26 protein-coding genes are annotated in these 20,244 nt (G+C 72.7%); 15 read left to right on the top strand and 11 right to left on the bottom strand.

Annotated features, from left to right (window positions below; genetic code table 11):
• The first annotated feature begins 21 nt into the window (after positions 1-21).
• Positions 22-837: a phosphodiesterase gene (locus O7606_RS25915; protein WP_281596601.1), complete on the top strand. Its 816-nt coding sequence runs from the start codon at positions 22-24 to the stop codon at positions 835-837.
• Here the strand turns inward: O7606_RS25915 and O7606_RS25910 are convergent.
• Together O7606_RS25910 and O7606_RS25905 are read right to left on the bottom strand one after the other, a co-directional pair.
• The gene (locus O7606_RS25910; protein ID WP_281596600.1) at positions 804-1,022 is read right to left on the bottom strand and encodes a hypothetical protein; all 219 of its coding nucleotides are present in this window, start codon (positions 1,020-1,022) and stop codon (positions 804-806) included. The genes O7606_RS25915 and O7606_RS25910 overlap by 34 nt on opposite strands.
• 53 nt (positions 1,023-1,075) lie before the next feature.
• A complete protein-coding gene (locus O7606_RS25905; RefSeq protein WP_281596599.1) occupies positions 1,076-2,224 on the bottom strand; it encodes an alkaline phosphatase PhoX in 1,149 nt (382 codons plus the stop codon).
• A gap of 294 nt (positions 2,225-2,518) precedes the next feature.
• Here O7606_RS25905 and O7606_RS25900 point away from each other — a divergent pair, with 294 nt between their 5' ends.
• The 3 genes from O7606_RS25900 (at position 2,519) to O7606_RS25890 (ending at position 4,416) form a co-directional block, all read left to right on the top strand.
• Complete coding sequence (locus O7606_RS25900; RefSeq protein WP_281596598.1) at positions 2,519-3,634, top strand: 3-deoxy-7-phosphoheptulonate synthase; 1,116 nt, start codon at positions 2,519-2,521, stop codon at positions 3,632-3,634.
• A 339-nt stretch (positions 3,635-3,973) separates the two neighbouring features.
• Entirely contained in the window at positions 3,974-4,159 is a 186-nt protein-coding gene (locus O7606_RS25895; protein ID WP_281599884.1) for a hypothetical protein, read from the top strand.
• A 62-nt stretch (positions 4,160-4,221) separates the two neighbouring features.
• Positions 4,222-4,416 (top strand): hypothetical protein, encoded by a 195-nt coding sequence (locus tag O7606_RS25890; protein WP_281596597.1) that lies wholly within the window; start codon positions 4,222-4,224, stop codon positions 4,414-4,416.
• 74 nt (positions 4,417-4,490) lie between these two features.
• Here the strand turns inward: O7606_RS25890 and O7606_RS25885 are convergent, their stop codons facing one another.
• From O7606_RS25885 to O7606_RS25875, 3 genes are read right to left on the bottom strand one after another with little or no spacing between them, the layout of a single operon-like run.
• Positions 4,491-5,045, bottom strand: a complete 555-nt coding sequence (locus O7606_RS25885) for a DUF1360 domain-containing protein (RefSeq protein ID WP_281596596.1) — start codon at positions 5,043-5,045, stop codon at positions 4,491-4,493.
• Between the two features lie 37 nt (positions 5,046-5,082).
• Entirely contained in the window at positions 5,083-5,424 is a 342-nt protein-coding gene (locus tag O7606_RS25880; RefSeq protein WP_281596595.1) for a hypothetical protein, read from the bottom strand.
• Positions 5,424-5,768: a DUF6158 family protein gene (locus O7606_RS25875; protein ID WP_281596594.1), complete on the bottom strand. Its 345-nt coding sequence runs from the start codon at positions 5,766-5,768 to the stop codon at positions 5,424-5,426. Before O7606_RS25875 ends, O7606_RS25880 begins: the two co-directional genes overlap by 1 nt.
• A gap of 127 nt (positions 5,769-5,895) precedes the next feature.
• Between O7606_RS25875 and O7606_RS25870 the strand changes: the two genes are divergently transcribed.
• From O7606_RS25870 to O7606_RS25860, 3 genes are all read left to right on the top strand, one after another.
• On the top strand, positions 5,896-6,387 hold the full coding sequence (locus O7606_RS25870; RefSeq protein ID WP_281596593.1) for a hypothetical protein: 492 nt from the start codon (positions 5,896-5,898) through the stop codon (positions 6,385-6,387).
• Between the two features lie 29 nt (positions 6,388-6,416).
• A complete protein-coding gene (locus O7606_RS25865; RefSeq protein WP_281596592.1) occupies positions 6,417-6,743 on the top strand; it encodes a DUF3817 domain-containing protein in 327 nt (108 codons plus the stop codon).
• 165 nt (positions 6,744-6,908) lie between these two features.
• The gene (locus tag O7606_RS25860; RefSeq protein WP_281596591.1) at positions 6,909-7,886 is read left to right on the top strand and encodes a C40 family peptidase; all 978 of its coding nucleotides are present in this window, start codon (positions 6,909-6,911) and stop codon (positions 7,884-7,886) included.
• A gap of 71 nt (positions 7,887-7,957) precedes the next feature.
• Here O7606_RS25860 and O7606_RS25855 read toward each other — a convergent pair whose 3' ends face one another.
• The 4 genes from O7606_RS25855 to O7606_RS25840 form a co-directional block, all read right to left on the bottom strand.
• Positions 7,958-8,947, bottom strand: a complete 990-nt coding sequence (locus O7606_RS25855; protein WP_281596590.1) for a sigma-70 family RNA polymerase sigma factor — start codon at positions 8,945-8,947, stop codon at positions 7,958-7,960.
• A 438-nt stretch (positions 8,948-9,385) separates the two neighbouring features.
• Positions 9,386-10,321, bottom strand: coding sequence for an N-acetylmuramic acid 6-phosphate etherase (gene murQ / locus O7606_RS25850; protein WP_281596589.1), 936 nt, complete (start codon positions 10,319-10,321; stop codon positions 9,386-9,388).
• A complete protein-coding gene (locus tag O7606_RS25845) occupies positions 10,318-11,187 on the bottom strand; it encodes a MurR/RpiR family transcriptional regulator (protein WP_281599883.1) in 870 nt (289 codons plus the stop codon). Before O7606_RS25845 ends, murQ begins: the two co-directional genes overlap by 4 nt.
• Positions 11,188-11,360: 173 nt before the next feature.
• Entirely contained in the window at positions 11,361-12,368 is a 1,008-nt protein-coding gene (locus O7606_RS25840) for an NAD-dependent epimerase/dehydratase family protein (RefSeq protein ID WP_281596588.1), read from the bottom strand.
• 150 nt (positions 12,369-12,518) lie between these two features.
• Here O7606_RS25840 and O7606_RS25835 point away from each other — a divergent pair, with 150 nt between their 5' ends.
• Positions 12,519-13,196, top strand: coding sequence for an SDR family NAD(P)-dependent oxidoreductase (locus tag O7606_RS25835; RefSeq protein WP_281596587.1), 678 nt, complete (start codon positions 12,519-12,521; stop codon positions 13,194-13,196).
• 87 nt (positions 13,197-13,283) lie between these two features.
• Here O7606_RS25835 and O7606_RS25830 read toward each other — a convergent pair whose 3' ends face one another.
• Positions 13,284-14,063 carry a dTMP kinase gene (locus tag O7606_RS25830; protein ID WP_281596586.1) on the bottom strand — a complete coding sequence of 260 codons (780 nt, stop codon included), beginning with the start codon at positions 14,061-14,063 and terminating at the stop codon, positions 13,284-13,286.
• 154 nt (positions 14,064-14,217) lie between these two features.
• On the opposite strand from O7606_RS25830, the gene O7606_RS25825 reads away from it, so the two are divergent.
• The 5 genes from O7606_RS25825 (at position 14,218) to O7606_RS25805 (ending at position 16,657) form a co-directional block, all read left to right on the top strand.
• Positions 14,218-14,802, top strand: coding sequence for a nucleotidyltransferase (locus O7606_RS25825; protein ID WP_281596585.1), 585 nt, complete (start codon positions 14,218-14,220; stop codon positions 14,800-14,802).
• On the top strand, positions 14,799-15,074 hold the full coding sequence (locus O7606_RS25820) for a hypothetical protein (RefSeq protein WP_281596584.1): 276 nt from the start codon (positions 14,799-14,801) through the stop codon (positions 15,072-15,074). Before O7606_RS25825 ends, O7606_RS25820 begins: the two co-directional genes overlap by 4 nt.
• Before the next feature lie 13 nt (positions 15,075-15,087).
• Entirely contained in the window at positions 15,088-15,810 is a 723-nt protein-coding gene (locus O7606_RS25815; protein ID WP_281596583.1) for a metallophosphoesterase, read from the top strand.
• 40 nt (positions 15,811-15,850) lie between these two features.
• The gene (locus O7606_RS25810) at positions 15,851-15,994 is read left to right on the top strand and encodes a GPGG-motif small membrane protein (protein WP_167179460.1); all 144 of its coding nucleotides are present in this window, start codon (positions 15,851-15,853) and stop codon (positions 15,992-15,994) included.
• Between the two features lie 171 nt (positions 15,995-16,165).
• Complete coding sequence (locus O7606_RS25805; RefSeq protein WP_281596582.1) at positions 16,166-16,657, top strand: TspO/MBR family protein; 492 nt, start codon at positions 16,166-16,168, stop codon at positions 16,655-16,657.
• Between the two features lie 70 nt (positions 16,658-16,727).
• Here O7606_RS25805 and O7606_RS25800 read toward each other — a convergent pair whose 3' ends face one another.
• A complete protein-coding gene (locus O7606_RS25800; RefSeq protein ID WP_281596581.1) occupies positions 16,728-17,519 on the bottom strand; it encodes a peptidoglycan DD-metalloendopeptidase family protein in 792 nt (263 codons plus the stop codon).
• 254 nt (positions 17,520-17,773) lie between these two features.
• On the opposite strand from O7606_RS25800, the gene O7606_RS25795 reads away from it, so the two are divergent.
• Together O7606_RS25795 and O7606_RS25790 are read left to right on the top strand one after the other, a co-directional pair.
• Entirely contained in the window at positions 17,774-19,117 is a 1,344-nt protein-coding gene (locus O7606_RS25795) for an ABC transporter substrate-binding protein (protein WP_281596580.1), read from the top strand.
• 73 nt (positions 19,118-19,190) lie between these two features.
• Positions 19,191-20,243: a sugar ABC transporter permease gene (locus O7606_RS25790; protein ID WP_281596579.1), complete on the top strand. Its 1,053-nt coding sequence runs from the start codon at positions 19,191-19,193 to the stop codon at positions 20,241-20,243.
• Position 20,244 lies beyond the last annotated feature (1 nt).

The following is a 20,244-nucleotide window of genomic DNA, read 5'->3' as shown; positions in this document are numbered from 1 at the left end:
GTCGTCGGGTACGAGCAGGACATGCCCGTCGCGTCAGGTGTCGAACAGGTGGCCGCCGTGCTCGCCCGGTGGCGTGACGCCCGGCTGCTGCACCCCGCCGGTCGCTCCTTCGACGGCGAGGTGACGATCCGGGGCGTCACCGGCGCGGCCACCGGCGTGCCGCTGCTCGACCGGCCGGGCCGGTACCGGGCCACCGTCCGGTTCTCGAAGGGCGTCCCCACGCCGACGGGCTGGCCGGACGTGCTCGGCCTCGGTGTACGGGTGCACGTCCCGTCCGACCCGACCGTCGGTGACCGGGCCGGTCGCGCCGCCGACACCGACGGCGGCGACGCCGACGCCGACCCCCGCTGCGGCGACGCCCCGGGCGACGGCCAGCGGTGGACGTTCGACCTGCTGGTCAGCTCCAGCGGCGCCGCCCCGGTGCTGCGGTGCCTGCCGCTGCCCCGGCGACGCTTCGCCGGCCCGTACAGCACGATCATGCCGTTGCGGGCGGGTCGGCGGCGGCTCTGGCTGGCCGCCCTGCCGGCCCCCGGCTCGGCCGACCCCGGTGACCGGCTGGCGCAGGTGACCGCCGTGGCCCGTACCGGCGCCGTCCGCCTGGTGCTGGCGGTGGCGTCCGCGTTCGGGCCGTGGCGGCCGTTCGGCGAGGTCCGGCTCGGCGACTCGCTCGACGCCGCGGCGGACGCCGCCCTGGCCTTCGACCCGGTCGGCAACCTGCCGGCCGGGCTGCGCGCGGTGGGCCCGCTGGCCCGCCTGCGGGCCCGCAGCTACCGGGGGTCGCGGCGGGCCCGGGGCGCGAACGCTCAGTCGGGCGGCTCGACCGCGACGACAGTCTGATCCGAGGTACGCCGTTCCAGCACGGTGTCCGGGGCGGCGTTGCGGTCCTCCTCCCGACGGTCCGACTCGGCGAGGATGGCCGACGCCTGGGCCTGCGGGTCGTCGCTGCCGGCCGCCCGCTCCTCCGGCAGGAGGTGCTCGGCGCGGGAGCTCACCCGGTCCTGTTCACTCCGATCGTCACTCATGGCCGCCCTGATACCCCGGCCGCGTCGCCGCTACGCCCGCCGCCGTGCCCTCGTCAGCGGAACGGGCCGCGGACCTCGTAGGTGATGCCGCCGGAGGAGGATCCGGAGGTGCCGCGCTGCGAGGAGAAGTAGAGGCGGCTGCCGTCCGGGGAGAACGCCGGGCCGCAGATCTCCGACGAGGACTGCCCGCTGATCCGCAGGAAGGGCGCCACCACGCCGGCCGGCGTGATGATGTTGATCTCCATGTTGCCGCCGTCCTCGGCGACGTAGAGGTCCCCGCCCCGGGTGCCGACGATGTTGTCCACCCCGGTCAGCGGCGGCGTGCCGGAGACCAGCGAGTCGTCGTACGCCAGGTCGATGCGTTGGTTGACCGCGTCGTACGCCCAGACCCGGTTGTCGCCCTTGGTGGTGAACCAGCAGGTGCCGTCGGCGTACCAGCAGCCCTCGCCGCCGTTGAACCGCTTCGCGCCGGAGACCTGGTTGCGGGTGAGGGTCGGGGAGCCGTCCGGGTCGGGCACCCGGGCCCAGCTCACCGGGCCGCTGGTCGCGGTGCCGGCGACCAGCACCTCCAGGACGCCTGCGGACAGGTCGCCCCAGACCGTCGGGCGGAACCGGTAGAAGCAGCCGGTCGTCTCGTCCTCGGTCAGGTAGATGACCTTGCGGACCGGGTCGCAGGCGGCGGCCTCGTGGGTGAACCGGCCCAGGGCGGCCCGCCGGACGGCGGCCTTCCCGCCCTCCGGGTACGTCTCGTAGACGTAGCCCCGGCTGACCTCCTCGCCGGAGAGCCAGGTGCCCCACGGGGTCGCCCCACCGGCACAGTTGCGGTTCGTGTTTCCCAGGATCCGGTACGCCGAGACGATGTTCCCGTTGGCGTCGAAGCGCACCGCAGAGGCCCCGCCGGTCGTCGAGATCTCAGAGTTCGAGACGTAGATCCAGCCGGTTCCGGCGACGAAACAGGCCCCGCCGTCGGGCGCGTCGTGCCAGCCGTACCCGGTGCCGGCGACCGCCTGCCGGGAGCGGGCGACCACCCGGCTGGTGAAGCCGGCCGGCAGCAGGATCCCGTTGCCGTCGGCCGCGCCGAGCGGCCCGTACGGGCTGGTGCCGGGCTGGGCCGGGGCGGCCGACGCGACCCCCGACCAGAGACTGCCGGCGACGGCGACAGCACCGGCCACGGTGCCACGCAACAGGGTGCGACGCTCCACTGAAACCTCCCGTAAACGAGGACGACGGTCGATGAAGCTACGGCCCGGTTCATCGACTTTCGTGAACGCCACGGGTCTGTTCTCCGACATCGGGATGAGCTCTCGGCGCTCCGGTCGGGTACGCTGGCCGGCGTGACGCGCTCGTATCGATGGTTTAGCCAGCCGGCTCGCAGCCGGTGACTCGACCTTGAGCTGACGTCACCACTCTTCGAGCCGGCCAGGCGGGGATCAGGCGGTCCCCTGCCGTCTTCTGCTAACGAGCAGCCGGCTCGATCCCGGGCGCCGGCCCCGGGGATGGTCGGCGGAAGGAAACCCACCGTGACGACCCCGGAGTCCGACCAGGTCATCGATCAGCGGATCGAGCGGATCGTGCCGCTGACCACCCCGGCCCTGCTGCACCACGAACTCCCCCTGGACACCACCCTCACCTCGGCCGTGCTCGCCGGCCGGCGGGCGGTCAGCCGGGTGCTGGACCGTACCGACGACCGGCTGCTGGTGGTGGTCGGCCCGTGCTCGGTGCACGACCCGGCCGCGGCCCTGGAGTACGCGCGCGGGCTCCGGGCAGCCGCCGCGCGGCACGCCGACGACCTGCTGGTGGTCATGCGGGTCTACTTCGAGAAGCCCCGCTCCACCGTGGGCTGGAAGGGCCTGATCAACGACCCGGGGCTGGACGGCTCCGGTGACGTCAACACCGGCCTGCGGCTGGCCCGGGCGCTCCTGCTCGACGTGCTGCGCCTCGGCCTCCCGGTGGGCTGCGAGTTCCTCGACCCGATCACCCCGCAGTACATCGCCGACACCGTGGCCTGGGGCGCGATCGGCGCCCGGACGGTGGAGAGCCAGGTGCACCGGCAGCTCGCCTCCGGGCTGTCCATGCCGATCGGCATGAAGAACCGCCCGGACGGCAGCATCGGCACCGCCGTGGACGCGATCCGGGCCGCCGGCGTGCCGCACGTCTTCCCCGGCATCGACGTCTCCGGCACCCCGGCGATCCTGCACACCCGGGGCAACGCGGACGGGCACCTGGTGCTGCGCGGCGGCCGGGGCCTGCCCAACTACGACGCCGACTCGGTGGCGGACTCGTTGGCCCAGCTCCGGGCGGCGAACCTGCCCGAGCGGCTGGTGATCGACGCCAGCCACGACAACAGCGGCAAGGACCACCGCCGTCAGCCGGTGGTCGCGGCGGACGTGGCCGGGCAGCTCGCCGCCGGGCAGCGCGGCATCGTCGGCATCATGCTGGAGAGCTTCCTGGAGCCCGGCCGGCAGGATCTGGACCCGACCCGGGAGCTGACCTACGGTCAGTCGGTCACCGACGCCTGCCTCGGCTGGCCCGACACCGCCCAGGTCCTCGACGACCTCGCCACCGCCGTCCGCGCCCGTCGCGCCCACGCCCACACCCCCGCCCCGGCCTGACCGCCGGCGCCGCGCCGGGGAAGCGCCGCTGCGGCCTGACGTCACGCGCACAGCAACAGCGCCGCCCCGGGCTGACCCGGGGCGGCGCTGGCGTCGGTGTGCAGGTCGCCTCTCGGCGAGTGGCACGACGCGGCTCCAGCCGAACGGTATTCCGCGAAGGCATGTTGGTGAGGCCCGGGGACACTGGTCACACCGACACCTCACACAACCGGCCCGGGGCGCCCGGTGTTCCGGGCCCGACGGTGACGACTGTCACCTGTCTTCCGGGCGGTCGGGGCGACGTTTGACCGATTCCGGCGCGGGTAGCTGATCACCGTGACCGACGAACCAGCCAACCGGATGATGCTCGACGACCTGCTCGACGACATCTACCACGGGCAGGAGCGGGTGAGTCAGGCCGAGATCCAGCGCCGGGCGGTGGCCGCCGAGCTGCCCGCGGAGCTGCTCACCCGGATCTCCGCCCTGCCGCAGGGCGAGTACGCGATGGACGAGGTCGCCGACCTGCTCGGCGGCTCGTCGGTCTGACCCGGGGTCAGACGCTGACCGGCCTGCCGGCCGGGGACCCGGACGACGGAGAGGACAGGGACATGACTGATCGGGACGAGCGGCACGAGCGGATCCCCGCCCTCGGGCAGCCTCCGGAGGGCGCCGACACCCTTCCCGAGCCGGACTTCGCGAACGAGCACGAGGAGACCGCCGTCGACCGGGACATCATCACCGGCGAGGACAAGGAGGAACGGGAGAGCGAGTCGCCGCGCGGCTGGTCCGGTATGCAGCGCTGACCGGGACGCGGCACGCGAAGGGGGAGGACGCCCGCGGGCGTCCTCCCCCTTCGTCGTCGGTCGTCGCCGGGCGCTCAGTCCCGGTCGTCGTCCTGCCCCGGTCCGCCGCCCTCGGCGGCCTGCTGGGAGACGGCGTACGCCATCTGGAGGAAGTCGGAGGCGGCCACCGCGGTCAACGCGGTGGCGACCAGGCGGGTCAGCCGGGGGGCGAGCACGAGGCCGCCGGTGAGCCCGGTGGCCACCCAGACCGCCAGGCAGAACGGGCAGCTCAGCAGCTCACCGATCGCGTGCCGGGTGGTGCTGCCGGAGTCGCGGACCTGCTCCATCACCTCGCCGCTGCCGATCGGCTTGTCGTAGCGGGTGAACGGGGCCCGCAGCGGGCTGGTCACCGCGTCCTTGGTGAGCAGCCGGCTCAGTTTGTGCGTGGCGATGGACAGCAGCACCACGTCGGCCGGCGCGGGACGCTCCGGCACCGGTCGTCCGGTGGCCTTGACCAGCCCGGCGATCGCCACCGTCACGCCGGCGTAGGTGCCCATCGCCGCCAGATAGCCGTCCAGCGGTCGGTGCTCGTGCGGCGCGTACGCCCGGCGCAGCCGCGCCACCCTGTCCTTCAGACCGCTCTGCGACACCAGCGTCTCTCCTTGCGTAGGGGTACGCGGGCCAGGCTCAGCCCGCGGTGAGGTTCTCGGCCACCTCACGGGCGAGGTTGGCCAGGATCCGGTCGGCGAGCGTGTCGTCGGAGGACCGGTCGGCGTCGTCGCCGGCCAGGTCCAACCGGACCCGGGCGCCCCCGGCGTCCGCCGGCTCGACCCGGATCTCCGCCGTCAGCCCCGGCGGGTCCGGGCCGCGCCACCGGGCCCGCAGCCCGTCCGACAGCAGCTCCGGGCGCTGGGCGCCGTCGGCGAGCAGCGGCTCCGGCAGCCAGGCCGACGCCCGGTCCGGGTCGGTGGCGGTGTTGAACACCACCTCCGGCGGGGCGGACATGCCCCGCTCGCCGTACGCGGCCATCAGGCGTCCCGCAGCCGGCTCGGGTCGACCTCCCGGCCCGGATGGCGGGCCAGGTACTCCGTCTCCAGCTCGGCGGTGCGGCGCAGATGGTTGGCGAGCGCGGAGTCCGCCGCGTGCCGCAGCGTGTCCAGGCGGGTGCGGTGCAGGCTGCGCAACTCACGGATCAGGTCCTCGTCGGCCAGCTCGGCGGGGTCGACGCCGGGCAGGTCGCCCTCCGGGTCCGGGCCGGTGGCGGCCATGTCGTGCAGGTGGTCGCCGTCCCATTCGGGTAGCCGCTGCTCCGGGCTGGCGTCGACCGCCGCGTCGCGCGGCGGGAAGCCGTCCTGTCGTACCGGTCCGGTCATTGTTCGCCCCCCTGGTCTCGTGTGGGCTGGCAGCTATACGGGTGCCCAGGACGCGCGGCGGCAAACCACCGGGCCCCGCTACGACACCGCGTCGGAGACGCCTGACGGTCCCGGTACGCTCGATGCCATGAAGCGGCTCTGGACACCGGGGTGGATCGCCCGCCACGTGGCCATGGTCGTGCTCGTCGTCGGGTTCTGCGCGCTGGGCTGGTGGCAGATCGACCGGGCCGTCGCCGGCGGGAACTCGTCGAGCTGGGCGTACGCGGTGGAGTGGCCGATCTTCGCGGCCTTCGTCGTCTTCGTCTGGTGGCGGGAGGTCCGGCACGCCCTGCGCGGCCCGGACGCACCGCCGGCCACGACGGCGGCCGCCCGGAACGGGGCACACCCGACCGGCGGGAGGGATTCCGCCGGCGGGACGGACGCGCCGGACGGGACGGCACCGACCGGCGGGCGCGGGCCGAACCGGTCCGGCGTCCCGCCGGTACGTCGGCCGGTGCGGGTGGCGCGGGCCAGCGTGCCGCCCGGGGACGGCGGCGACGCCGACCTCGCCGCGTACAACCGTTACCTGGCCTGGTTGAACGCCAATCCGGGCGCCCGGCCCGGTGACTACCCCGGCTGAGCCGGCCGGAGCGGAAGGACGGAACGACCGTGGGCGCAGCCCTTACCCGGTACCGCGTGATCGCCTGGATCGTCGGCGTGGTGCTGATCCTGCTCGTGGTGATCGGGATGCCGCTGAAGTACGGGTTCGACGAGCCGGTGGTGGTCGAGACGATCGGGCCGGCGCACGGCTTCCTCTACATGGTGTACCTGGTCGCCGCGTTCGACCTGGCCCGTCGGGCCGAGTGGTCGCTGAGGCGGATGGCGTTGGTGATGCTCGCCGGCACCGTGCCGTTCGTCTCCTTCTACGCCGAGCGCCGGGTGAGCCGCTGGGTGACCGCCGGCCGGGACCGCGTCCCCGAGCCGGTCGCCGGCTGAACCCGGTCGCCCCATCCGTCCCGGCTGCCCTGTCCGTCACTGGCGTCACGGGTTAGGTTGGGACGCCGGTCGCGGTCGACCGGCCGACGCCGCCGGTGACCGCCGGCCTCCGGGCCGCCGGGCGCGCATCCGGTGGCGCGCCCTGGGGAGAGGAGCCCGCCACTCGTGTCGTCGCTACGGATCCTGTCGCGGTCCCTGCTGGTCGGTGGTCTGACCGCCGCCCTGCTCGCCCCGGGGGCGGGGGCCCGCGCGGAGCCGACACCGGCGGAGCTGACCCGTCAGATCGAGCAGAACTCGACGAAGCTGGAACGGGTCGTCGAGTCGTGGAACAGGCTCAACGAGGGCATCAAGGCCAACCAGGCGGCGGTGGCGAAGCTGACGGCCCGCATCGGCCCCCTGGAGCAGCAGGTGGCACAGGGCCGCGCCGACGTCGGCCGGTACGCGGTGACCGCGTACAAGACCGGTGGGCTGGGCACCGCCGAGGTGTTGTTGCAGACCGCCGACCGGGACGAGCTGCTCGTCCGGCTGAGCACCCTCGACCAGCTCGCCCGGGACCGGGACCGGCAGGTCGCCGGCCTCGGCGCGACCCAGCGGCAGCTCCTCGACCAGAAGACCCGCCTGGAGGCCACCCTGGCCCGGCAGGCCGCCCAGTCCCGGGAGCTGGCCACCGGCCGGAAGAAGATCGAGGCGGACCTGAGCCGGCTCTACGAGCTGCGCCGCCGGGCGTACGGGTCGGCCACCGAGAAACCGGCGGCGAAGCCGGTCGCCGCCCCGAAGACGAAGACGCCCGCCGCCTCCGGCCGGGCCGGGACCGCGGTGCGGTACGCGTACGGCGCGCTGGGCAAGCCGTACCGGTGGGGCGAGGACGGCCCCGGCGGGTACGACTGCTCGGGTCTGACCTCGGCGGCGTGGCGGGCGGCCGGGAAGTCCCTGCCGCACAACACCGCGATGCAGTGGAACGTGGTGGCGCACATCCGCCGTGCCGAGCTGCGCCCCGGTGACCTGGTCTTCTACCGCAGTCTCGGGCACGTGGCGCTCTACGTCGGCGACGGGAAGGTGATCCACGCGCCGACCTTCGGCCGTAACGTCGAGATCCGCGACGTCGACCTGATGCCCCCGTACGGGTACGGCCGGGTACGGTGAGCGGCCCGACGAACGCGTCCGGCCGGCGTCCCCCTTTCGGACGCCGGCCGGACGTGTTCGGGCCGTTCGGGTCAGGCGGCCTGGAGCCCCTCGGCGCGGGCCAGCTCACGCAGCCGGCCGAGCGCCTGGATCTCCAACTGCCGGATCCGCTCCCGGGAGAGCGAGAAGCGCGACGCGACCTCGGTCAGCGAGTGCTCCCGCCCGTCCTCCAGGCCGTACCGGGCCCGCATGATGCCGGCGGACCTGTCGTCCAGGTGGTTGAGCAGCCCCTCGATGCGCTGCCGCTCCAGGCCGGTGAGGACGATCTCCTCCGGCGACGGGGCGTCGCTGTCGGCCACCAGGTCACCGAGGTTGGTGTCGCCGTCGTCCCCGACCGGGGTGTCCAGCGAGACGGTGTCCTGCGACCAGCGGACCAGCTCGTTGACCCGCTCGACGGTCACGCCGAGGGCCTTGGCGATCTGCTCGGGCTCCGGGTCGCTGCCCAGCTCACGGGTGAGCTGACGGGCCACGTTGCGCATCCGGTTGACGTCCTCGACCAGGTGCACCGGCAGTCGCACGGTGCGCTCCTGCTGGGCGATGGCCCGGCTGATCGCCTGCCGGATCCACCACGTCGCGTAGGTGGAGAACTTGTAGCCCCGTTCGTAGTCGAACTTCTCGACCGCCCGGACGAGACCGGTGTTGCCCTCCTGGATCAGGTCCAGCATGGGCATCCCGGAACGCACGTAGCGCCGGGCGATCGACACGACCAGCCGAAGGTTGGCCCGGATGAACAGGTCCTTGGCCCGTTCCCCCTCGACGACCAGCCGCTCCAGGTCCTCCCGGTCCACGCCGTCGGGGACCCGGTCCTCGCCGAGCAGGTGCTCGGCGTAGAGGCCGGCCTCGATCGCCTTGGAGAGGTCGACCTCCTTGGCAGCGTCCAGCAGCGGCGTCCGGGAGATCTCGTGAAGGTAGACTCCGACCAGGTCACGCTCCTCGGCGACCTCGTCGGTTCGCATGCCGATGTTCTTGTCCACGTTGCCCACGGTCCCCTCGCTCGCGCCGGTCGCCCGGTTCCTTGCCATCCCCACGTCCATCAGCCCTCCCCCGTAATCTCCGCTGTGCCCACCGGTGCTGACACCTACACAACAGATGGGAAGCGTCGGGGATTCCATGTCATGGTTCGAAAGTGTCACGAGTGTCTGAGTGCTAGCTGAAAGCCCGATCGATGTTTGCTGTCAGCACCCCACCGAAATGACGACCGGTGGGCAGCGCGCAATGGCGACAGGTCGGTCGTCCGCCCACGGGTATCGCACCATCACGTACCCGTACGCACAGCGATCCACGTCACCGCCGGCCTGCGATCCTGGTCACTGGAAGACACGCGTACGGCGCGCCGTCGGTTCATCCATGCCGTCCAGGATTACCCCCGGGGGCCGGGAAGTATCCGGTCGGCCCGACCACAGGTCGGCTGTGGCCGGCGGCGCCGACCGATCGGTCAGTCGGCACGAGCGGGCCGGGCGTCAGGAGGCGAGCAGGGCGAGCGCGCCGCGCACCTGGTCGGCGGAGCGGGCGAGGGCGGCCCGCGCGTCGGTGACCCCCGCGCCGGAGACCAGCGAGACCAGGGCGGTCTTCAGGTCTCCGTCGGCCTCCTGGAGCACCTGCCGGGAGGCGTCCTCGCTGCACCCGGTCGCCTCGACCAGAATCGTGATCATTCGGCCCCGGAGTTTGGCGTTGGTCGCCACGACGTCGATCATCAGGTTCGAGTAGACCCGGCCGAGTCGGACCATCACCGCCGTGGAGAACGCGTTCAGCACCAGCTTCTGCGCGGTGCCCGCCTTCATCCGGGTCGACCCCGTGATCACCTCCGGGCCGGTGTCCACCCCGATGAAGACGTCCACGTCCCCGGCGGACTCGGCCTCCGGATTGGCGCAGAGCAGCACCGTACGGGCCTGCCGGTCCCGGGCCGCGGCCAGCGCCCCGAGAACGTACGGCGTGCGCCCGCTGGCGGCCAGGCCGACCACCACGTCCCCGGCGACCACGCACTCGTCGGCTTCGGCGGCCCCGGCCCGCCGGTCGTCCTCGGCGTCCTCCACCGCCTGCCACATCGCGTCCGGTCCACCGGCGAGGTGGGCGCAGAACCAGTGCCGGGGCGAGTTGAAGGTGGGGAGCAACTCGACCGCGTCGAGCACGCCGAGCCGGCCGGACGTGCCCGCGCCGAAGTAGTGCACCCGCCGCCCGGCCCGCAGCGCGGTCACCGCGAGGTCCACGGCGGCGGCGGTCTCGTCGAGCACCCCGGCCACCACGGTCGGCACCCGGCGGTCGGCCTCGTTGATGACGGCGAGCATCTCCCGGGTCGACATCAGGTCGAGGTCGGCGCTGAGCGGGTTGCGCCGCTCGGTCGGCGCGGTCACCCGGACCGCCGGCCGGACCCCGGTCGGCGCCTGGTCGGTGGTCATGCCTTCCTCCGGCTCGACCCGACCCGGTGCGACCGGACCGCCTCGGCGGTGACCTCCAGGGCCTTGCGGGCCCGGGCCCGGTTGCGGGCGGCCACCCCGACGAAGAGGCAGTCGACCACGGTGAGCTGGGCGAGCCGGCTGGCCGTCGCGCCCGAACGGTAGGTCGTCTCGCGGGCCGCCGTGGTGAGCACGAAGTCGGCCCCCTCGGTGATCGGTGACCGGGGGAAGTTGGTCAGGGCCACGGTGACCGCGCCCCGCGCGCGGGCCTGCTCCAGCACCTCGATCACGTCGGAGGTGGTGCCGGTGTGCGAGATGCCCACCGCCACGTCCCCCCGGCCCAGCAGCGCGGCCGAGGTGAGCGCGGTGTGCACGTCCGGGAAGTAGAACGCGGTGCGGCCGATGCGGTGCAGCTTCTGCTGGAAGTCGGAGGCGACGAAGCCGCTGGCCCCGGCGCCGTAGATCTCGATGCGTCCGGCGTGCGAGATGGCCTCCACCACCTGCTCGCAGACGGCCGGGTCGAGCTGCTCGGCCGTCTCCTCCACGGCCCGGGCGTCGTTGAACGCGATGGTGGCGATGATCTGCGCGAGGTCCGCCCCGGGCGGGATGTCCCCGCCGACCACCCGGGCGTCCGGCGGCTCCACCCGGCGGGCCGCCTCGGCGGCCAGCCGGATCCGCAACTGCGGGTAGCCGTCCATGCCGACCGAACGACAGAACCGGATGACGGTCGCCTCCGAGGTCTCGGCGGCGGTGGCGAGGTCGGTGATGGTCCGGCGGGCGGCGTCGGCCGGGTCCGCGACGACCAGCCGGGCGACCCGCTGCTCGGCCGGAGACAGCGACGGGAGCAGGCCGCTGATGTGGACGATCAGCCCCCCGGGCTCGTGGCTCTGGCCCGCGGGGCCGCCCGGCTCCGTCCGGCCCGCGCCAGCGGACTCACCTCTCGCGGAAATCTTCGGACTCTTCGCCACGGATGAAACTTACTTTCATCAGGCGTGGGCGTCAACCACGATCCAGCCTGTCGGGAAAACAATCCCCGATCGGGTTACCCGATTTCCGCAGCGTGCCATTCCCGGAGAATTCCCGCCTCCTCCGCCGGCTCGAGACCACCCTGCCGGACGTCCTGCGGATGGGCCCGCATCCAGGCCAGGGTCACCCGGGCGGTGTCGGCGACCGGGCGGGTGACCAGGCCGGCGGCGAGCGCAGGACCGGCGTCCCGGGCCAGGAAGCCGGCCCACTCCGGGTCGGGCACCCACAGCGGGAGGGACCGCTCCCCCGACCACGGGCGGACGTCCCGCGCCTGGAGGAAACCCGGATCCACCCAGGTCAGCTCCGCGTCCGGCACGCCGACGCCGGCCGCGACGGCGCGCAACGCCTCCGCCCGGGGCACCGGCGCGCCGATGCCGTCGTACGTGCCGGTGAGCCCGGTCGCGCCGGCGTTCAGCAGCCAGCCTGCCAGGTCGTCGACGTCGACGTACTGCACCGGGGCGTCGGGCGGGGCGGGGGCGAGCACCTCCCCACCGGCGGCGAGTCGTCGCACCCAGTACGGGAACCGGTCGGTGGGGTCCTCCGGCCCGATGATCAGGCCGGCCCGGCAGACGAAGAGCCGCGGGAACGCCGCCGCGTACTCCTGCTCGATACTGACCTTCAGCTCGCCGTAGTGCTCGAAATCCGGGCCGGGGGCCAGCACGTCGGCCGGGGCGGGCGGCAGCAGCGGGGTGTCCGCCACGGCGCTGCCGACCGGGACGGGCTGCGCGTACGCCGAGATGCTGGAGACGAAGGTGACGTGGTCGACCCGGTCGGCGAGGGCCGCGACGGCGTGCCGGGCGTGGTCGAGGCGTCGGGTCACGTCGATCACCGCGTCGAACCGGTCGCCGTCCAGCGGCGCGAGCCCGGCCGGGTCGTCGCGGTCCACGGCGACGAACCGGACGCCCGGCACGGGGGCGCCGGAGACCCCCCGGGCGGCGCAGGTGACGTCGTGCCCCTGGGCACGGGCCAGGCGGGCCACCGCCCGGCCGAGGAACTGGGTACCACCGAGGATGAGCAGTCGCATGGCCACGATGCTGGACCGGACCGCGCCCCGGAACCAGCCCGGTTAGCCGTGGGCAGAACGGTTACGCCGGCAGCGCAGCCGGGCCGCCGGAACAGCCGGGCCGCCGGCCGCCGCCCGTGGCCGCGCGGCGGCGGCGCTAACCTGTGGCGCATGGTGGAGCGGAGCGTGCTGGTGACCGGTGGGACGGGTGGTCTGGGCGGGGCGGTGAGCGCCGCGTTCGTCGCCGCCGGCTGGCGGGTGGTGGTGGCCGACCTGCGCCCTGTCGACGGCGTGGGGCTGACCGGCGTCGCCGCGGACCTCACCGACCCGGCCGGCGCGGCCCACGCCGTCGAGGCCGCCGCGGGCGACCCGGCGGCCCCGCTGCGGGCGGTGGTCAACCTGGTCGGCGGGTACGCCGGTGGCGGGCTGGTGCACGAGACGCCGGTCGAGGAGTTCGACCGGATGCTCACCCTCAACCTCCGGCCCACCCACCTGGTGACCCGGGCGGCGTTGCCGGCGCTGGTGGCGGCCGGCGGGGGCGCGGTGGTCTGCGTGGCGGCGCGGGCCGCGCTCGCGCCGTTTCCCGGGGTGGCCGGGTACGTGACGGCCAAGGCGGCGGTGCTGGCCTTCGCCAACGCGGTCGCGGTGGAGTACCGGTCGGCCGGGGTGCGGTGCAACACGGTGCTGCCGAGCGTGATCGACACGCCGGCCAACCGCGCCGCCCAGCCGGACGCCGACCACTCGCGCTGGGTCGCCCCGGCCGAGATCGCCCCGGTGGTGCGTTTCCTGGCCGGTGACGAGTCCGCCCCCACCAGCGGCGCCGCCGTGCCGGTCTACGGCCGGGCCTGAGCCCCGCGCCGACCTGTCCGCAAGCCGCTCCCGCACCGGACTTCCGCGACCTGACCGGGGGTGGGCCGGTCAGGGGGCGGCAGTCGATCAGGGGGCGGCGGTCGGGGCGGGCAGGACGGCGGCGGTGGCGGGCAGCGGGGTACGCAGCGGCGGTCGGGGCGTGGGCACGCCCGCCCCGGTGGCCGGCAGCCACGCCGCCAGGTGGGCGTGGATGCGTCGGGCCACCTCGTCGGGCGGCCCGTTCGCGTCGACCAGCACGAACGTCGGGAACTCCGGCAGCGACCGGTACGCGGCGTCGGCCGCGGCGAGGTACCCGATCGGCTCGTGGTCGGTGCCGCGCCGCTCGATCCGCCGGTACGCCTCCGCCGGGTCGACGGTCAGCAGGATGGTCACCTGCGGCGCCGGGAAGAGCCGGTAGGCGAGCCGGGCCAGCCGCTCCCCCGGGCTGCCCCCGGACGCCGTCCCCGGGCGGCCCCCGTGCGCCCGGATGCTGGCGTACTGGCAGACCGCGTAGCGGTCCATCACCGCCGTCCGGCCGCTGACGAGCGCGGTGAGCAGGGCCCGGGTGATGGCGAGCCAGCGCAGCACCGACTCGACGGTCAACATGCCCCGGCGGCCGACCAGCGCCTGGGCGTCGCGCCGGCCGACCCGCTGGGCGAGGTGGCCGAGCCAGGCCCGTCCGCCGGCGTTGCGGTGGTAGGTGGCCGGCAGCCCGGCCCGGGTGAGCGCGTCGGCGAGCCGGTGCGCCTGGGTGGTTTTGCCCGAGCCGTCGATGCCGATCAGGGCGACGGCGCGCAGCCGGGCCGTGCCGCGCCGTGCCCGCTGTGATCTGGCCACCCGCCCGAGGATATCGGAGGCGCGCCGCATAGGTAGTCACTCTACTGCCAAAAGCCTCATAACGCTTAAAATTTGCGGTAGGCCGCAGTCCCCACGGCGGTTGCCAGGTGTGGCGGATCGGAATGCCGGGTACGCAACTTCACTGCGACCTCCTGTCCCGCCCACCGACCCAGGGGAGACTCCGATGGCCCAAAACGGGGACGCCAGTCTGTTGCACACGTTGAAGCGGGTCGCCGCCGTGCTCAAACAGTCCGACATCCCCTTCGCCCTGGGCGGCAGCTTCGCCGTCTACGCGCACGGCGGGCACTCCAGCGAGCACGACGTCGACTTCCTGATCCGGCACCAGGACGTCGACGCCGCCCTGGAGGCCCTGGTGGCGGAGGGCTTCACCGCCGAGCGCCCCCCGGAGGACTGGCTGGTCAAGGTCTACGACGACGGCCGGATGGTGGATCTCATCCACCGCCCCATCGAGACCCCGGTGACCCAGGAGACCTTCGCCGACACCGTGGTCCGTCCGGTCGACGCGATCCACATGCCGGTGCTCTCCGCCACCCAGCTCATGGTGCACAAGCTGCTCAGCTTCTCCCAGCACTACTGCGACTTCGCCCGGGGCCTGCCCCTGGCCCGCTCGCTGCGGGAGCAAATCGACTGGGAACGGGTACGGAAGGAGACCCAGCACTCGCCGTACGCCGAGGCGTTCCTGGTGCTGCTGGACCGGCTCGACGTGGTGCCGTACGCCGGCGCCCCGGAAGGAAGGGAGCAACCGTGACCGAGCATCTCAGGGCGGCCACCGGGCCACCGGACGAGTACGTCGAGGCCGAGATCCAGCGCCTGCTGACCGAGGATCCGGCCGTCGCCGAGCAGGGCATCACCGTGGCCCGCCGGGAGCACGGCCTGGTCCTGTACGGCGAGGTGGAGAGCCCGCGCCGCCGGGACGAGATCCTGCGCCGGGTGAGCGAGAGCTTCCCGGACGTAGCGGTGATCAACGACATCGGGGTGACCCGGGCGCAGGCCCCGACCGGCTTCGAGGAACTGCCGTGAAGGGGGTTACGTCATGATCCGGATCGCCGCCGTCGGCGACGTGCACGTCGACCAGGACGTGGTGGGCCGGTTCCGGCCGGCGCTGGAGGAGCTGCCGGACTGTGCCGACGTGCTGCTGCTCGCCGGTGACCTGACCCGGCACGGCACGGAGAGCGAGGCGCGCTGTGTCGCCAAGGAGTTCGGCGGGCTCGGCGTCCCGGTGATCACCGTGCTCGGCAACCACGACCACCAGTGCGACCAGGTGCCGCAGGTGGTCAAGGTGCTCCAGGAGGCGGGCATCACGGTGCTGGAGGGCGACGGCACGGTGCTGGAGATCGACGGCCAACGGCTCGGCGTGGCCGGGGTGAAGGGTTTCGGCGGCGGTTTCGCCGGCCGGTGCGCCAGCGACTTCGGCGAGCCGGAGATGAAGGCGTTCGTCCGGACCACCACCGACAGCGCCGACCGGCTGGGCGCGGCGCTGCGCGGCCTGGAGTGCGACGTGCTGGTGGCGCTCACCCACTACGCCCCGGTGCCGGACACCCTGGCCGGGGAGCCACTGGAGATCTACCCGTTCCTCGGCGCGTACCAGTTGGGTCAGGCGATCGACTCGGCGCCCACCGCGCTGGCCCTGCACGGGCACGCGCACGCCGGCAGCGAACGGGGCACCACCCCCGGCGGGGTACGCGTCCGCAACGTCGCGCACCCCGTGATCAAACAGGCCTACAGCGTCTTCCACCTGGGCAACCACTCCGACTGAGCCAGGTTTCCCGAATCGACGCGCCGGGTATTCAGCAGCCATGGAGCTGATTCTCTGGATTCTCGCAGTAGTCCTCGTGGTCGCCGGCATTCTGGCGCTGTTCCGCCGGCAGATCCTCTGGGGCGTCGTGCTCATCGTGGTGGGCCTGCTCGTCGGCCCCGGTGGGGTGAGCATCTTCAGTTGACGCCGGCACTACCCGTCCCCCGACCCCCCGAAGACCCGCCGGGGTCGTCGATTCCGCGTCTCAGTCCTCCCAGACACGAGACCGGCGCCGACGACCCCGGCGTCCTCGTGTGCGCGGGCCGGTTCCCCCGGGCCGGTTTGCCCACCCCGTGGCCCGGGGACTTCCTCCGACATGACGACGACACGGAGCGCGCGCCGGACGCGCGGCGCGCGGACCTGGTGGGCGCTGCTCGGGTTCGGGTCGGCGGTGGTCGTCGCGGCCGGCATCGGCGTGCTCGGCGTGCCGCAGACCGCCGACGAGTACGCCAACCTGCGCCAGCCCTCCTGGGCGCCGCCGTCTGAGGTGTTCGGCCCGGTCTGGTCGTTGCTGTACGCGTTGATCGCGGTGGCCGGCTGGCTGGCCTGGCGGCGGGGCGGATTCGGGCCGGCGCTGTGGGCGTGGACCGCGCAGCTCGTCCTCAACGCGATCTGGACGCCGGTCTTCTTCGGCGCCGGCCGGTACGGGTTGGCCTTCCTCGTCGTGGTCGCGCTGTGGCTGCTGATCGGGGTGACCGTGGCGCTGTTCTGGCGGCTGAGCCGGCCGGCGGCGGCGTTGATGCTGCCGTACTGGGCCTGGGTGAGCTTCGCCGCCGCGCTCAACCTGGCCATCTGGAGGATGAACTGAGCGCGGACCCGGGGGCCTGAGCCGGCCCCGGGCGGACGCCTCGGGGCCGGCGGGTACGCACGTCGGGCGCTCAGCAGCGCGGGACGTTCGGGATGAAACCGTCGTGACCGGTGTAGACGTAGGCGTCGGCGATGAACCGGCCGGAGCCGATCCGGTCCCAGATGTTGCTGGTGCCGTAGGTGCCGGTGACGGTGGTGCCGGTGGTCTGGCAGCCGATGGTGACCTTCGTGCCGTCGGCGAGGCTGCCCACCGCGGCGTAGCCGGTGCCCGGCCCGGAGCGGACGGTCAGCGGGGTGCCGCTGGTGTTCACCGTCCCGCTGGCCGTCGAGCCGGAGCAGCCGTTGTCGCTGGTGTAGGTCCTGGTGCCCCAGTAGAGGGCCAGCGCGCCGTTGAACCGGATCTGGATGTCGCTGCCGTCGAGCCGCTGCTCGTAGTGCAGGTGTGGGCCGGTCGAGCCGCCGGTGGTGCCGACGTACCCGAGCACCGTGCCGTACCCGACGCTCTTGCCGACGGTGATACCGCCGGCGAAGCCGTTGAGGTGGGCGTAGTAGGTGTGGTAGCCGCCGCTGTGCGCGACCCGGACGTACTTGCCGTAGCTGGTGCCGCCCAGGTCGGTGACCCGGTCCACGGTGCCGGGGGCGCTGGCCACCACCGGGTCGCCCTGGTCGTCGGCGCGGTTGAAGTCGATCGAGTACGGCGGGCTGTGGTTGGTCCGGGTCTGACCGGACCAGGACTGTCCACAGGGGAACGGCACCTTGAACGTCGGCGCGGCGAGCGCCGGGGCCGCCGGCAGCAGCGCCGCCGCGGCCAGTAGCGCCGCCGCCACCGCCATCCCTGACAACCGCTTCTTACGCACGGGCATCCTCCGATGTTGAAAGCTTTCGATGTCACTCGTCAGCGTGACAGAAAACTCCACCGTTCGAAAGGCATCGATCTGATCTCTCTTTGCGCAGCCCAGGCCACCCTGATCCGAACGTGAGAGTTTCTGGATTGTTACTCGCTCGTGTCCGGGGAGGTCTGGACCGAGCCGGATGCAAGCGCTTACATGTGGAGACGCCCAATCGGATCGGCGAGGTCACCAGACGACGACCGCGCCGCCTAGAGAAGGAGGACGGCATGGCGGTCTCCGCCAGGCCACGCCAGGCCATCGCGATCATCGGCGCGCTCGGACTGGCGTTCACCGCCACCGCCTGCGGCAGCGACGACAGCAGCGGCACCAACGCCGACTCGGCGGAGTGCACAGCATACGAGAAGTACCAGGGCAACGACGGCAAGAAGGTCTCCATCTACGCATCCATCCGGGACGCCGAGGCGGACCTGCTGGAGCAGTCCTGGGAGCAGTTCGTCGACTGCACCGGCATCGAGATCGACTACGAGGGCAGCGGCGAGTTCGAGGCCCAGCTCCAGGTGCGCGTCGACGGCGGCAACGCCCCGGACATCGCGTTCATCCCGCAGCCCGGCCTGCTCGCCCGGTTCGCGGAGTCGGGCAAGCTCAAGCCCGCGTCGGCCGACACCAAGGCGATGGCCGAGCAGAACTACTCGGCCGACTGGCTGAAGTACAGCACCGTCGGCGGTCAGTTCTACGGCGCCCCGCTCGGCTCGAACGTGAAGTCGTTTGTCTGGTACTCCCCCAAGACCTTCAAGGACAAGGGCTGGGAGGTCCCGACCACCTGGGAGCAGCTCGTCACGCTCAGCGACAAGATCGCGGCCGACGGCACCAAGCCGTGGTGCGTCGGGATCGAGTCCGGTGAGGCGACCGGCTGGCCAGCCACGGACTGGATCGAGGAGTTCATGCTCCGGACCCAGACCCCCGAGGTCTACGACCAGTGGACCACCCACGGCATCCCGTTCAACGACCCGAAGGTCGTCGAGGCGGTCGACCTGGCCGGCACGATCCTCAAGAACGAGAAGTACGTCAACGGCGGCTTCGGCGGGGTGAAGAGCATCGTCACCACCTCCTTCCAGGAGGCCGGCACGCCGATCCTGCAGGACAAGTGCGCCATGCACCGGCAGGGCTCGTTCTACGCCAACCAGTGGCCCGAGGGCACCAAGGTCGCCGAGGACGGCGACATCTTCGCCTTCTACTTCCCGACCCGGCAGGGCTCGCAGGGCAAGCCGGTGCTCGGCGGCGGCGAGTTCACCGTCGCCTTCGCCGACCGCCCCGAGGTGCAGGCGGTGCAGACCTACCTCGCCTCCGGCGAGTACGCCAACTCCCGGGCGAAGCTCGGCAACTGGGCGTCGGCGAACAACAAGCTCGACGTGGCGAACGTGGCCAACCCGATCGACAAGCTCTCCGTCGAGATCTTCCAGGACCAGGCGACCGTCTTCCGGTTCGACGGCTCCGACCTGATGCCGGGCGCCGTCGGCACCGGGACGTTCTGGAAGCAGATGATCGAGTGGATCAACGGTAAGGACACCGCGTCCGTGCTCGGCAGCATCGAGAGCAGCTGGCCCAAGTGAGTCGCCCGGTGGTCCGGTCCGCGCCCCGCGGGCCGGGCCACCGGCGTCCGGGCCGAGAACTCCGGGAGTGCGGATGAACTTCGACTTCGCCGACGAGTCACCGAAGCTCGTCATGTTGCTGTACGGCCTGGTGGCCTTCGTCGTGGTGGTGGGTGGGCTGCTCCTGCTGCTCGACGCGGTCCCGGCCTGGTTCGCCCGACGGCGGGAGGCCCACCTGGTCGCGGCGTCGGCCGGCGGCGCCCCGGCCCCCGCCCACCGGGCCAAGCCACGGGAGGGGCTCTTCGCGGTCTTCTTCCTGCTGCCGGCGGTGCTGCTGCTGCTCATCGGGCTGGTCGTCCCGGCCCTGCGCACCACGCTCCTGTCGTTCATGGACAGGGGCAGCGACAACTTCGTGGGGCTGCGGAACTACGGCTGGCTGTTCTCCCAGGACGAGATCGTCCGGGTGCTGGTCAACACCCTGGTCTGGGTGACCCTCGTTCCGCTGGTCGCCACCACCATCGGCCTGCTCTACGCGGTGCTGGTGGACAAGGCCCGGATGGAGGCGCTGGCCAAGTCGCTGATCTTCATGCCGATGGCCATCTCGTTCGTCGGGGCCAGCATCATCTGGAAGTTCGTCTACGCCTTCCGGAGCGAGGAGCAGGAGCAGATCGGTCTGCTCAACCAGATCGTGGTGTCCCTCGGCGGGGAGCCGAGGCAGTGGCTGCTGGACTCGCCGCTGAACACCGTCCTGCTGATCGTCATCATGGTGTGGATCCAGGCCGGTTTCGCGATGGTGGTGCTCTCCGCGGCGATCAAGGCCATCCCGGCCGACATCGTCGAGGCGGCCCGGCTCGACGGGGTGAACCCGTGGCAGATGTTCTGGCAGGTCACCCTGCCGAGCATCCGGCCGGCGCTGATCGTGGTGGTGGTGACCATCTCGATCGCCACGCTGAAGGTCTTCGACATCGTCCGGACCACCACCAACGGCAACTTCGCCACCAACGTGATCGCCAACGAGATGTACAACCAGGCGTTCCGGTACGGCCAGGCCGGACAGGGTTCCGCGCTCGCCGTCTTCCTCTTCGTCCTGGTCATCCCGATCGTGATCTACCAGATCCGCAACCTGCGGCAGCAGCGGGAGGGCTGAG

Origin of the sequence: Micromonospora sp. WMMD882, assembly GCF_027497255.1 — a bacterium.
In the GTDB taxonomy this organism is placed as follows: domain Bacteria; phylum Actinomycetota; class Actinomycetes; order Mycobacteriales; family Micromonosporaceae; genus Micromonospora.
This window is presented reverse-complemented; position numbering and strand designations above follow the sequence as displayed.

Excerpts from the sequence above, each read along its gene's own strand:
- O7606_RS25915 (WP_281596601.1), top strand. The coding sequence starts at position 22 with ATGCCCGTCGCGTCAGGTGTCGAACAGGTGGCCGCCGTGCTCGCCCGG.
- O7606_RS25910 (WP_281596600.1), bottom strand. The coding sequence starts at position 1,022 with ATGAGTGACGATCGGAGTGAACAGGACCGGGTGAGCTCCCGCGCCGAG.
- O7606_RS25900 (WP_281596598.1), top strand. The coding sequence starts at position 2,519 with ATGGTCGGCGGAAGGAAACCCACCGTGACGACCCCGGAGTCCGACCAG.
- O7606_RS25895 (WP_281599884.1), top strand. The coding sequence starts at position 3,974 with ATGATGCTCGACGACCTGCTCGACGACATCTACCACGGGCAGGAGCGG.
- O7606_RS25890 (WP_281596597.1), top strand. The coding sequence starts at position 4,222 with ATGACTGATCGGGACGAGCGGCACGAGCGGATCCCCGCCCTCGGGCAG.
- O7606_RS25880 (WP_281596595.1), bottom strand. The coding sequence starts at position 5,424 with ATGGCCGCGTACGGCGAGCGGGGCATGTCCGCCCCGCCGGAGGTGGTG.
- O7606_RS25875 (WP_281596594.1), bottom strand. The coding sequence starts at position 5,768 with ATGACCGGACCGGTACGACAGGACGGCTTCCCGCCGCGCGACGCGGCG.
- O7606_RS25870 (WP_281596593.1), top strand. The coding sequence starts at position 5,896 with ATGAAGCGGCTCTGGACACCGGGGTGGATCGCCCGCCACGTGGCCATG.
- O7606_RS25855 (WP_281596590.1), bottom strand. The coding sequence starts at position 8,947 with ATGGCAAGGAACCGGGCGACCGGCGCGAGCGAGGGGACCGTGGGCAAC.
- murQ (WP_281596589.1), bottom strand. The coding sequence starts at position 10,321 with ATGACCACCGACCAGGCGCCGACCGGGGTCCGGCCGGCGGTCCGGGTG.
- O7606_RS25840 (WP_281596588.1), bottom strand. The coding sequence starts at position 12,368 with ATGCGACTGCTCATCCTCGGTGGTACCCAGTTCCTCGGCCGGGCGGTG.
- O7606_RS25835 (WP_281596587.1), top strand. The coding sequence starts at position 12,519 with ATGGTGGAGCGGAGCGTGCTGGTGACCGGTGGGACGGGTGGTCTGGGC.
- O7606_RS25830 (WP_281596586.1), bottom strand. The coding sequence starts at position 14,063 with ATGCGGCGCGCCTCCGATATCCTCGGGCGGGTGGCCAGATCACAGCGG.
- O7606_RS25825 (WP_281596585.1), top strand. The coding sequence starts at position 14,218 with ATGGCCCAAAACGGGGACGCCAGTCTGTTGCACACGTTGAAGCGGGTC.
- O7606_RS25815 (WP_281596583.1), top strand. The coding sequence starts at position 15,088 with ATGATCCGGATCGCCGCCGTCGGCGACGTGCACGTCGACCAGGACGTG.
- O7606_RS25810 (WP_167179460.1), top strand. The coding sequence starts at position 15,851 with ATGGAGCTGATTCTCTGGATTCTCGCAGTAGTCCTCGTGGTCGCCGGC.
- O7606_RS25805 (WP_281596582.1), top strand. The coding sequence starts at position 16,166 with ATGACGACGACACGGAGCGCGCGCCGGACGCGCGGCGCGCGGACCTGG.
- O7606_RS25800 (WP_281596581.1), bottom strand. The coding sequence starts at position 17,519 with ATGCCCGTGCGTAAGAAGCGGTTGTCAGGGATGGCGGTGGCGGCGGCG.
- O7606_RS25795 (WP_281596580.1), top strand. The coding sequence starts at position 17,774 with ATGGCGGTCTCCGCCAGGCCACGCCAGGCCATCGCGATCATCGGCGCG.
- O7606_RS25790 (WP_281596579.1), top strand. The coding sequence starts at position 19,191 with ATGAACTTCGACTTCGCCGACGAGTCACCGAAGCTCGTCATGTTGCTG.